Below are 12744 nucleotides of genomic sequence, written 5' to 3' on the forward strand. Positions count from 1 at the left end.
GCTGTAATTATGAATTTTTATGATTTTCATATTGTGCTTCAAGAAGTGCCAGGAGAAATAAGCATATGTTTTAGTATTTCCGGATGTCCGTTAAGATGTAAAGGATGTCATTCTCCTTTTTTATGGAAAAAGGGGAGTGGAGAAAAATTAACTAAAAAAAAATATGAAGGTATACTCGACCGATATTCTGGATTTGCGACCTGTGTTGTTTTTATGGGGGGAGAATGGCACAAAAAGGAATTGATAAATTATCTGAAATATGCCAAAGCCAAAGGGTATAGAACCTGTCTTTATACAGGGTTAGAAGAAGTAGATGATAAGATTTTAGATCAATTAACCTGGATTAAAATCGGAAGGTGGAACCAGTCTCTGGGAGGATTAGATAGTGAAACCACTAATCAAGAATTTATAGAAGTAAAAACCAATAAACGACTTAATTACTTATTTATTAAAAATTAAAAAACTCATGATACGACTTTCAGATGATCAAATAGCAAATAAAATTGATTTCATAAACCATTATTTGGATTCTACAAATGCTGCAGATGGTTCCAAAGTAGATGCTAATGCCAATGTAACTTCAAAAAACATTGCAACCATGGAGGCAGAGTTAAATAAAGATATCAATATACAAGTAAATAGAGCCCTGGTAAAACAAAAAATAGCTGCTCTGTTTAGCGATGATCTAGCCGAAGAATATTCTAGACAGATAGAATCCCATGAAATTTATGTGCACGATGAGACTTCATTAAAACCATATTGTGTTTCTATAAGTATGTATCCATTCTTATTAGACGGACTCACAAAATTAGGAGGCGAAAGCAAAGCTCCAAAACATCTGGAGAGTTATTGTGGTGAGTTTGTTAATCTTGTCTTCGCAGTAAGTTCTCAGTTTGCCGGGGCATTGGCTACTGTAGAGTTTTTGATGTATTTTGATCATTTTGCAGTTAAAGATCTTGGAGAAGATTATTTACAAACCCACGAAAAACGTATTGCAAATCATTTACAACATGTGGTCTATGCGATTAATCAACCCGCCGCTGCAAGAGGATACCAATCTGTGTTTTGGAATATTTCTCTATATGATGAAGCCTATTTTAATAGCATGTTTGGCGATTTTGTATTTCCCGATATGACCAAACCAAAATGGGAAAGCGTAAAAAAACTACAAGAATTCTTCATGAAATGGTTTAATAAAGAACGAAAAAGAGCCGTACTTACTTTTCCCGTGGTTACTGCAGCAATGCTTGTAAAAAATAACGTTCCTGTCGATAGAGAATTTACCGAAATGTGTGCACAGGAATTAAGTGAAGGAAATTCGTTTTTTATCTACCAATCCGAAAATGCAGATAGCTTAGCATCCTGTTGTCGTCTACGAAATGAAATTAGTGATAATACTTTTAGTTATTCTTTAGGTGCTGGTGGAGTAGCGACAGGGTCTATAAATGTAATCACTCTTAATATGAATCGGTTGATTCAAAAAAAAGCTAATATTGTTGAAGAAGTTCAAAAAATTCATAAATATCAGGTTGCCTACAGAAAACTTATAGACGAATATAATGAAGCAGGATTACTGCCTGTTTATCAAGCAGGTTTTATAGCATTAGATAAACAATTTTTAACAGTAGGGATTAATGGTATGGTAGAGGCCGCCGAGAGCCAGGGAATCGAAGCAAGCAATAACTATTTGTATAAGAATTTTGTGAATAGCTATCTAAAAGCAATTTATCAAGAAAATAGAGCAGCAAAGGAAAAATATGGATATATGTTTAACACAGAGTTTGTTCCTGCTGAAAATCTGGGGATAAAAAATGCAAAATGGGATAAAGAAGATGGATTATTTGTACCCAGAGATTGTTATAACTCATATTTCTATGCAGTCGAAGATAATAAAGTAAATTCTCTGGATAAAATAATGTTACACGGTAAAGAGATTATACAATATCTGGATGGCGGTTCTGCACTTCATCTTAACCTTGAAGAAACTCCTAACAAAGACGGATTTATAAAACTAATTCATGCAACAGCTGCCGCAGGATGTAACTATTTCTGTTTTAATATAAGAATTACAATATGTAATGAATGTTCACATATAGACAAGCGCACATTGTTTATATGCAATGAATGCAATTCTCATAATGTAGATCATGCTACAAGAGTAATAGGATACTTAAAACGGGTATCAAACTTTAGTTCGGGCAGGCAGAACGAACATCAATTAAGGCATTATCATATGCAACGTGCAAAACCCGATTTGGTAAATAAAAGAATTGAGATTTTAACAGAAAACCAGCCAGAATATGAAATTGGTGGTCATGCTCAAAACTTAGAAGTTATTAAAACATGATAATTGTCATATTTAGTTCTGATTCCATTCGTGATTTTTGACAGATACATATGTATAGGTTTAATACTATTATTGGTAGCGTGATGCTATGATTCCAAGACATATGAAGTAACCAATACAAAACTTAATTCGTTATAATGAAACTACATTCATTTCACATTCCTGTAATGGGAATAGGCTTTACTATTGATACTCCACTAAAAGTTTCTCACCTGGGAATAGATTCTGTTATTTCATTGGTCGATGATATTCTTTTAGAAAAACTAAGAAAGATGTATTGTGATACGTTCGAAATTCCATACAATGAAATCACAGAAAGTATAGAAGATTTTAGAGCTAAGAGAATTACTTCTTATCTTAATTTGATGAATGATCTTGCAGAAAGAAAGTTTAATCAACTTAAAAATATTACAACAGAATGTAGTAATGAATTAAGACAATATTTCAATATTTTACCCGATACTTCAGCATTAAAACAACGATTTAAGAATCTTACATCCCATGATTTTAATGGGATCAAAGATTTAATAGAAACAAATTTATCAATGGGTAGTATTGATGTAAATATCATGACCAAAGTTGATAAAGAGAACTATCAAAAAAAAGAGAAATTATCTTCTAAGTACAATGATGCTCATGCAGCACTTAGAGGATATGCCAATAGTGATTTATCTTCATCAGTAATACTTTCTGCAGGAATGAACCCCAGATTGTATAGTTATATGGAAGAGTTTGAAGATTTTTATCCAAACGAGAACGGAGAAATAAAAAAGAAAATAGTTTTAAAAGTAAGTGATTATAGGTCAGCGCTGATACAAGGGAAATTTTTGGCAAAAAAAGGATTGTGGGTTTCAGAATATAGAATCGAATCTGGGCTTAATTGCGGAGGACATGCATTTGCAACAGATGGATATCTTTTGGGACCAATATTAGCTCAGTTTAGAGATCAAAAAGAAGAATTAATTTCTGAAATTCATAAAATTATAGCTGAGGTATTGTCTCGTAAAAACCGACATGTTCCTCAATCTCCTTTGCCAGTTAAAATCACTGCCCAGGGTGGAGTAGGTACAGCAGAAGAACACCAGTTTTTATTAGAGCATTATAAGGTAGATTCTGTAGGATGGGGAACTCCGTTTCTTTTAGTACCAGAGGCAACAACTGTCGATAATAATACATTAGACAAATTGGTAAAAGCTAAAGAAGATGATTTATATTTAAGCGATATCTCTCCTTTAGGAATACCATTTAATAGTCTTAAAGGAAATACAAAAGATCAGGAAAAGCTTTCTTTAGTAGAAAAGAATAGGCCTGGGAGTTCTTGTCCTAAAAAATATGTAGCACTAAACAAAGAATTTACCGAAAAAGGAATATGTACGGCATCACGTCAATATCAACATATAAAAATCAAAGAACTGGATAAAAAGGAACTTTCTCGAGAAGATTACCAAAGGGAATTTGATCAAATTATACAAAAATCATGTACTTGTGTTGGTTTGGGAACTTCTGCATTACTGAAATATAACTTAGATACCAAAGTTGAGGGAGAAGGAGTTTCGATATGCCCTGGGCCCAATATGGCCTATTTCTCTAAAATTATGAGTTTAAAAGAAATAACAAGTCACATTTATGGAGAATCTGATGAGGTTGTGCGAGCAGATCGACCTAACATGTTCATAAAAGAACTGAACATTTATATCGATTATTTAAAAGATAAGCTTGAAGAAACAAGGCATTCTATAAATAATAAGCAGAAAAAATACTTGTCAGTATTTGTTAAAAATCTAAAAGAAGGAGTTTCTTATTATGAAAACATTTTTGGCAGTATAAAAATAGCCTTTGAAAGTTCTAAGTCTCAAATTTTAAATGATTTAGATAATAGCAAAGTGACTTTAAATGAAATAAACTCAGAAATTGATGATTTGTAAATAAAATTCAAATAAAACTGTTATTTCAGGTCAAACCCTTTTAAAGAAATTACAGTTCCTTCTACTTCAATTTCTTCAACAAGTTTAGAAATCGTTTTATCCCTAAATTCATTTAATATTTTTTTCTTAAAAGGTGATACTGTAGAATGCACAGGACAAGGGTTTTTATCACTGCATTTTGATAGTCCCAGAAAACACTTGTCAAATTTATGAGTACCATCAATGCAACAGATAACATCCCAAATCGATTTCTCTTTATTGTTTTTATCCAGAAAAAAACCGCCTCCAGGACCTTTAGTAGAAGAAACTAGTTTATTAGAAGTTAATTGTCTTAATAATTTGGCCAAAAAAGGTTGAGGAGTTTCTAATTCTTCAGCAATTTTTTTCACCCCTATTTTAGTCGTTTCATCAGAATGTATGGCTAGATAAAGTATTGCTCTTATAGCGTATTTACAAGCATTAGATAGCATAATAGCTCTTTTTTTAGATCAAATATAATAAAAAAGATCGTTTTGTCTTTTTTGTGACTTTTATCATATTTTTCTAGCTGTAATAAGGGCTATATTTGCCACATGAAAAGTACGGTAATCTTATTCGTTGCTCTCCTTATGCTCGTTAAGCCTCTTTGGCCAGTCGGAGAGTATATCATGAATTATGATTATATCGTAAAAAACCTCTGTATAAATAAAGATAGACCCAGATTAAAATGTGATGGTAAATGTTACCTAAAAAAACAATTAGCCAAAGAATCCAATTCAGAAAATAACCCATTCAAAGACAAAAAATCTAAGAATGAGATCCAACATATTGTTTTTTTTCAACTATTACTTGATTTCGATTTAAAAAATGAACCAGAAAACACAGTTGAGAACAATTATAAAACTACACAAGAAATAATTTCCAAATTACTTATTACAGATATCTCTCCACCACCAGAGTTTGGGTAATTAAATATGAACACATTTGGACTTTTTGCATAATGAAGCTTTTTTGATGAACATAGCTATAGCTAGGTTATGAAAAAAAATAAAAATTAAGGTGAATAAGAAAAATTTGCAGCAAAAAGTAAAAGCTTACATGAGTTCTATGAGTGTATAGGTTATAAAGGTATAGTATACCTCAACCACGTGTACACAAACTTATTTATATGTTGAATTATTTCTAAAATATATTCTAATGAAACCGACACGATTAAAAAAATCTTTAAGCTCTACAAGTCAATGATTATTTTAATTGTCAAAGGTTCCATCTGACTGCTAAAAAAATAAAAATAAACAGATGAAAACCAATATTGGTGTGACCTTTTTGTATAGGATTTTGAGGGCACCGTTTAAAAGGGTAAATATGCTATGGTATATCCTGATTTTTCAAATTACCCCCTGTTGGATTAATGCCCAGGAAGAAATCCTAAATAAAGAACCAGATACCATTATGCCCATCGATTTGGAGGAAGTAATTTTGATATCTGCCAAAAGAGAACTGGATTATCAAAAACAACCTAAACCATTATCATCTTTAGACGAATATTTAGAGCTTTCACAAAAGGTTGGTATGATAAAAAGAGGAGCCTATGCTTGGGAGCCTGCACTTAATAATATGACATCAGAAAGGCTTTCTGTTACTATAGATGGGATGCGAATTTTTGGTGCGTGTACAGATAAAATGGATCCTATTACCTCTTATGTAGATGTGTCTAATCTTTCTAAAGCTCATGTCGCCTCGGGACAACAAGGGTCAGAATACGGAAACTGTATAGGAGGCGCAATAGATTTAGAGTTGGATAAAAGTAATTTTAGAGAAACAGGATTCAAAGCAAGTTTAGAAGATGGTTTTGAAACTAATAATCAATTGGTGGTTTTAGGAGCAGAAGCTAATTATTCAGATTCTGATTTTTATGTAGATGGAGATATTATTTATCGCAAAGCAGAAAACTATACTGCGGGAAATGGAGAAGAAATCAATTTTTCTCAATACACAAAGTATAATATTTCTGTTAATGCAGGATATAAAATTGATAAAAATAAGGCGATTACGGCAACTACAATTTATGATGAAGCACGAGATGTAGGTTATCCTGCACTACCTATGGATGTTTCTTTGGCACGTGCACTGATCGCATCCGTAGGTTTTGAGCAAACTACTATTGGGGTATTTAGTGATTGGAAGTCTAAAGTGTACTTTAATAAAGTTACTCATGTGATGGATGATTCTAAAAGACCAGATGTGCCTATTCGAATGGATATGCCGGGATGGAGTGATACATATGGATTTTTCTCTGAAGTGAATTTGAAAACCAAAAAACAACACTTTTTGATGAAATGGGATGGGTTTTACAATACCTCTATTGCAGAAATGACAATGTACCCCAATAACCCCAATGAGAATTCAATGTTCATGCTTACCTGGCCAGATGTACGAACCTGGAATACGGGATTATATGCTGAAGATAAAATTAGTTTAAAAAAAAGTTCTTTAAAACTATCTGCGAGATTAGCTGTACAAAACAATAATGTGGCTGATGATTTTGGACTTAATAGCCTTAGAATTTTTTATCCAGAGATGAAAGAATCTAAAACAAGGGCTCTTAAAAGTGTTTCTGTTCAGTACCATAAACATTTAGATCCTATTCATATCAATGCAGGATTATCCTATGGAGAACGGGCACCATCAGTATCAGAAGGATATGGGTTTTATCTTTTTAATAGTTTCGATAATCATGATTATATAGGTGATCCTAACTTAAAAAATGAACAAGCTATTGAAGCTAATGCCAAAATCTCTTTAGAGAAAGCCAAATTAAACATTGCTCTGGAAGGAAATATTTTTCGAATGCCTAATTACATTATTGGCGAGGTAAATACATCGCTAAGTACAATGACTATTGGTGCAGATGGAGTGAAAATATATGAAAATTTGGAGTATGCTGATTTGATTAATGTGTCTTTAAACACAGAATATAAAATCCTGCCAGAACTTACTTGGTCAGGTTCAGTATCCTATCATCAGGGAAAAGATGATACCGATCGCAATTTACCTTTTATAAGCCCAGTGTCCTATCAATCAGGAATTCGATATAGTAAGAATAGTTTTTCTGGATCAATTACAATGAAAGGAGCTGGAAAACAAGTGAATTTTTCTCCAGAATTTGGCGAAGATAAAACATTAGATTATGTCGTTTTTTCTCTAACCCTTGGTAAGACCTTTTATCTGGCTAATGATTTAGTATATGCCAAAGCCGGAGTAGAAAATATTTTTGATAAATATTATTCAACCTATACAGATTGGAAAAATGTTCCCCGAATGGGACGTAATTTCTTTATCACATTTTCATATAAAATCAATTAAAAAAACATACCATTAAAAATAAACAAATGAAAATCATAAAATTAATTTTTACAGCAATTATACTTTCGACCATTTTTGTCTCATGTAGCTCTGATGATGATGAAATTATAGTAAATCCTATGGAGGGATTTAACCTGGTAACCTCTTTTGATGCTAACAATCATTCTATAGAACTGTATTCTAAAAAGAACGATTTTAGCATTGGATATAATGAGGTATACATACGTATTAAAGATATAGCAACAAAAAGCTATGTCTCTCAATCCGAAATTTCTTGGATGCCTATGATGCATATGACACAAATGGAACATTCTTGCCCAAAATCTACTTTGACTGTAACCGAAGATAAGACTGTTTCTAAAGGGTTCATGGTTTTTCAAATGCCCGGAAACGCAAATGAATATTGGGATATTACCATTGCCTATACAATTAATAGAGAGGAATTTACAGCCAAAAAAACTATAGATGTAATATCTCCTGCAGATGGTAAACAAAAAATAAGCACATTTATGGGAAGTGATGGCGCTCGTTATGTTTTGACTATGACTGCACCAACAGAACCAAAAGTAGCAGTAAATGATTTTACTGCTATGCTTTTTAAAATGGAAAATATGATGACTTTTCCTGTAGTAGAAAACTATAAAATCACAATAGATCCTCGTATGCCAAGTATGGGAAATCACAGCTCACCAAACAATGAGAATTTGAGTTATGATGCTGCATCAAAAATGTACAAAGGAAAACTATCTTTAACCATGACAGGATATTGGAAAATTAACTTAAAACTATTAAACGAATCTCAAGAAGTGCTGAAAGGAGAGGATGTCACCACAGATAATCTTGAAAGCAGTTTATTTTTTGAAATTGAATTTTAACGTTCTTTTTTCTTTTTATGAAATGAGCCATAACAATAGAGTGAATACCAGCCGGGATGTTCAATGGTGAATTCCATATGACAATTAAAAAACAATAAAAAAGAACAGATGACAGGCCATTCGAAAGAGTGGCCTTTTTTATATGAAAAGATAAATGCTAAGCGCTTAGAGTACTAAATTTTATAAAAAAAGACTTTTTTATCTTTAATTATGATTTTTATCATAGTATTCAGATATAAAGACCTCTATTTTTCGCAGTGTAATGGATACTATAGTAAAAGTGGAGTTAAAAGAAAAAATAAGTAAAGTAAAGAAAGATAAAAATGCTGTAATCCTTGCACATTATTATCAACGACCAGAAATACAGGAAGTTGCTGATTATGTTGGAGATAGTTTGGGATTATCTCAAAAAGCAGCAGAAATTGATGCAGATATTATTGTTTTTGCAGGTGTGCACTTTATGGCAGAAACTGCAAAAATTCTTAACCCAACAAAAAAAGTAGTTTTGCCGGATTTAACAGCCGGATGCTCTTTGGCAGATTCGTGCCCCCCAGATGCATTTGGTTCTTTTGTAGCATCACATCCTGATCATACTGTGATTACCTATATCAATTGTTCGGCAGAAATTAAAGCAATGAGCGATTTGGTTTGTACCTCTTCTAATGCCCTTAAAATTGTAGAATCGGTACCAAAGGATGTCCCTATTATTTTTGCTCCGGATAAGAACCTGGGTAAATACATCATACAACAAACCGGCAGAGATATGTTGCTTTGGGATGGTAGTTGTATAGTACACGAAGCATTCTGTATTGATAAACTATTGGATTTATATCAAGACCATCCAGGGTCGGTAATTATAGCACATCCAGAATCTGAAGAGCATATTTTGAAAACTGCAAAGTATATAGGTTCTACTGCCGGAATGATAAACTATGTAAAAGAACATCCAAAAGAGAAATTTATAGTAGCTACAGAGGCAGGTATTTTACATGAAATGAAAAAGGAAGTACCAGATACAATCTTGATTCCGGCTCCGACCGAAGAAGATAATACTTGTGCTTGTAGTGAGTGTAGTTATATGAAGGTAAATACACTTCAGAAATTGTATGATTGCCTACTTAATGAAACTCCCGAAATAAATGTAGCAGAGCATATAAGGCAAAAAGCATTAACTCCAATTGTTCGAATGTTAGAACTTTCCAAATAAAAGAATAATGATATCGGTAGATTATTTAGTAATTGGATCAGGTGCAGCTGGATTAACTTTTGCAGTTAAAATAGCAGAAAAATTTAAAGATAAAAAAGTTTGTATAGTCACAAAGGCAGATGATGACGAATCTAATACAAAATATGCCCAGGGAGGTGTAGCTGTTGTATTAGATACCGAAGAAGACTCTTTTCAAAAACATATACAAGATACTTTGATTGCCGGTGATGGTTTATGCAATCCTGAAGTAGTTAAAATGGTCGTTAAAGAAGGTCCCAAAAGACTTAACGATCTAATACAATGGGGTGCTAATTTTGATTTAGATTATAATGGGAATTTAGACCTTGGTAAAGAAGGAGGACATTCTGAATATCGTATTGTTCACCATAAAGATATTACAGGTCGCGAAATAGAAACAGCATTACTAGCTCGTATTCATCAATTGCCAAATGTTAACATATTGAGTCATCATTTTGCGATCGATCTGATCACAGAACACCAATTACAAATACAAGATCACGAAAATATTTCTTGCTATGGAGCTTATGTTTTGAATCAAAAAACAGGAGAAATAAAAACGATAAAAGCTACAGTAACATTATTAGCAACAGGAGGCATTGGCAAAATATATGGTCATACTACTAATCCGGTTATAGCAACAGGTGATGGCATTGCGATGGCATACAGAGCAAAGGCAAGAATTAAAGATATGGAATTTGTTCAGTTTCATCCAACGGCATTATACGAGAAGAAAGATGGGCAATCTTTCCTAATTTCTGAAGCAGTAAGAGGTTTTGGTGCATATCTGAGAAATAAGAATGGACATAGATTTATGTTAGATTATGATGAAAGAGGAGAACTTGCTTCTCGAGATATTGTTTCGAAAAGTATTGATAATGAACTTAAAAAATCCGGAGATTCCTATGTGTATTTAGACTGTACTCATCTTGAGATAGAGGATTTTAAAAAACATTTTCCTACGATTTATAAAAAATGCATAGCCAATCATATTAACATAGAAAAAGATTGGATTCCAGTGGTTCCGGCATCTCATTATTTATGTGGTGGTATTGAAGTTGATAAAAATGGTATGACCTCTATTCAAAATTTATTTGCCTGCGGAGAATGTTCGAGAACAGGTTTGCATGGAGCCAATAGATTAGCTTCAAACTCTTTGCTAGAAGCTTTAGTGTATGCGCATAACAGCTACCAATACCTTTGTTCTAATCCTATACAATCTGATTCACTAGCTATTCCTGATTGGAATGATCAGGGAACCCATGTTAATAAAGAACATATCATTATAAAACATAATACCAGGCAACTACAAGCTTTAATGAGAGATTATGTAGGTATTGTACGTAGTAATCATCGTTTGATAAAAGCTAAAGAACATTTGGATTTAATGTATAGAGAAGTAGAAGAATTATATAAAGATTCGAAGATAAATACGGCATTATGTGAATTACGAAACATGATTAATATTGCGCACTTAATTATTGGACAATCTTTAGAAAGAAAAGAAAATAAAGGAGGGTATTTTAATATAGATAATAGTGCTTTTCCAGAAATTACAGAAATACAGAATCCCCTAATATAGTATGATATGATAAATGAAATAATTAAAGAAAGTATAGCCAAAGGAATTTCTTATATAACATATGTTGAATTGGTAAATCGCCTTGTTATAGAAGAAGCTACAACGGGAACAGAACAAACTCAACAACGTATAGACTTTACCAAATTAAATGCAAGTAGAATGCGAAGGCTTGATAAGACTCTTGTCATACCAGAGCCATCCAAACAAGTTTTTCGAGATATGAAAGAAAAACAAACCTGGCTTGTTCTTATAGAAAGTTGGTGTGCAGATGGAGCACAAACCATTCCTGTCTTAAATAAAATAGCAGAAGCTTCACCTGCAATTGATTTGAAAATTTTATTACGGGATGATAATCCTGAGTTTATGGATCTTTTTTTGACAAACGGAACACGCTCTATACCTAGACTAGTGATAGTAGATAATAGCGGTAATGTTTTAAATACATGGGGCCCAAGATCACAAGTAGCTACTAATATGGTTCTGGCTTACAAAAAGGAAAATGGAAAAATAGATGACACTTTTAAAAAATCTCTACAAGTTTGGTATAATAAAAATAAAGGAGAAGCTATTATTGATGATCTTGTGAATATAGTTGAAGATTTACTTACGTTAGAAAAAGATTTTGATTAAATAGCTCTTGATTATTTATAAAAAACTTCCGAAAAAACGTTTTTTCGGAAGTTTTTTAAATGATATTAATCTTCAATAGAAGACTTTGACCCTTCTACAATCCTCTTTTCCATTTCTATTGCTTTTGGAAATAAAATATTATTTTCTAGATGGATATGTAAATGTAAGTCCTTTTCAAATTCCTCTAACATTGAAAAAGTAACATTATATGTATTGCAAGCATCTTCGGGAGTGGTATAATTATTCGATAACCCAGAAATTTTACGAAATCGTACTCCTTCGTTATCGTGTTCCTGCATCATCATCGAGATAGGGTTTTCTACAGTTCCAAAATGTGGAGGTTGCACGTTATGATTTTGTTCTAGGTTTTTCACCATTTTTCTAACAAAAGGAAATAGTATGATTTCTTCTTTTTTCATATGTTGTGCAAGTTCACCAGAAGCTTCACTAAATAAAGTATGAATTTCTAACAATTCTGGATGACGCCTTCCATGTACTTTGCAGAGTTTTTCTAAATACTGACGTAGTATTGGGATCTTTTCCTCTACATAACGGTGATGTTTCTTTTCTATATAATCTGCTAATAGATCAAGCGGCCAGGATTGATAATCAATAACAATATCATCTTTTTGAGTTAAAACATCATTTAAGTTCTCCAGAAGAGATTCAACTTCAATCTTGTTTTTGTTGCAAACCTCTTCTAATGTTCTGTCTCCTCTACAGCAAAAATCAATTCCATATTTTGAAAAAACAGCAGCAGTTCGATAATCTTTTGCAACGAATTGCCCTACCTTAGTTTTTATTAGTTTATCCAT

General features: G+C 32.6%; 11 protein-coding genes. 9 read left to right on the plus strand and 2 right to left on the minus strand.

What is annotated here, in order from left to right:
* Positions 1–9 precede the first annotated feature (9 nt).
* The 3 genes from nrdG (at position 10) to NNL09_RS10140 (ending at position 4272) form a co-directional block, all read left to right on the plus strand.
* The gene (gene nrdG, locus NNL09_RS10130; RefSeq protein ID WP_035096480.1) at positions 10–459 is read left to right on the plus strand and encodes an anaerobic ribonucleoside-triphosphate reductase activating protein; all 450 of its coding nucleotides are present in this window, start codon (positions 10–12) and stop codon (positions 457–459) included.
* A 7-nt stretch (positions 460–466) separates the two neighbouring features.
* Positions 467–2347: an anaerobic ribonucleoside-triphosphate reductase gene (nrdD, locus tag NNL09_RS10135; protein WP_196911711.1), complete on the plus strand. Its 1881-nt coding sequence runs from the start codon at positions 467–469 to the stop codon at positions 2345–2347.
* Positions 2348–2484: 137 nt separating this feature from the next.
* A complete protein-coding gene (locus tag NNL09_RS10140) occupies positions 2485–4272 on the plus strand; it encodes a hypothetical protein (protein ID WP_196911712.1) in 1788 nt (595 codons plus the stop codon).
* Between the two features lie 20 nt (positions 4273–4292).
* Here NNL09_RS10140 and NNL09_RS10145 read toward each other — a convergent pair whose 3' ends face one another.
* Positions 4293–4742, minus strand: coding sequence for an Rrf2 family transcriptional regulator (locus NNL09_RS10145; protein ID WP_025666792.1), 450 nt, complete (start codon positions 4740–4742; stop codon positions 4293–4295).
* 102 nt (positions 4743–4844) lie between these two features.
* Between NNL09_RS10145 and NNL09_RS10150 the strand changes: the two genes are divergently transcribed.
* From NNL09_RS10150 to NNL09_RS10175, 6 genes are all read left to right on the plus strand, one after another.
* Positions 4845–5219 carry a hypothetical protein gene (locus NNL09_RS10150; RefSeq protein WP_051476105.1) on the plus strand — a complete coding sequence of 125 codons (375 nt, stop codon included), beginning with the start codon at positions 4845–4847 and terminating at the stop codon, positions 5217–5219.
* 331 nt (positions 5220–5550) lie between these two features.
* On the plus strand, positions 5551–7617 hold the full coding sequence (locus NNL09_RS10155; RefSeq protein ID WP_196911713.1) for a TonB-dependent receptor: 2067 nt from the start codon (positions 5551–5553) through the stop codon (positions 7615–7617).
* Between the two features lie 26 nt (positions 7618–7643).
* Positions 7644–8492, plus strand: coding sequence for a hypothetical protein (locus NNL09_RS10160; RefSeq protein WP_196911714.1), 849 nt, complete (start codon positions 7644–7646; stop codon positions 8490–8492).
* Between the two features lie 262 nt (positions 8493–8754).
* Positions 8755–9699 (plus strand): quinolinate synthase NadA, encoded by a 945-nt coding sequence (nadA, locus tag NNL09_RS10165; protein ID WP_196911715.1) that lies wholly within the window; start codon positions 8755–8757, stop codon positions 9697–9699.
* Between the two features lie 7 nt (positions 9700–9706).
* On the plus strand, positions 9707–11299 hold the full coding sequence (gene nadB / locus NNL09_RS10170; RefSeq protein ID WP_196911716.1) for an L-aspartate oxidase: 1593 nt from the start codon (positions 9707–9709) through the stop codon (positions 11297–11299).
* 6 nt (positions 11300–11305) lie between these two features.
* On the plus strand, positions 11306–11929 hold the full coding sequence (locus tag NNL09_RS10175; RefSeq protein ID WP_231389275.1) for a thioredoxin family protein: 624 nt from the start codon (positions 11306–11308) through the stop codon (positions 11927–11929).
* A 65-nt stretch (positions 11930–11994) separates the two neighbouring features.
* Here NNL09_RS10175 and ric read toward each other — a convergent pair whose 3' ends face one another.
* Positions 11995–12744, minus strand: a complete 750-nt coding sequence (ric, locus tag NNL09_RS10180) for an iron-sulfur cluster repair di-iron protein (RefSeq protein ID WP_196911717.1) — start codon at positions 12742–12744, stop codon at positions 11995–11997.

The organism is Aquimarina sp. EL_43, from assembly GCF_943422735.1.
In the GTDB taxonomy this organism is placed as follows: Bacteria; Bacteroidota; Bacteroidia; order Flavobacteriales; family Flavobacteriaceae; genus Aquimarina; species Aquimarina megaterium.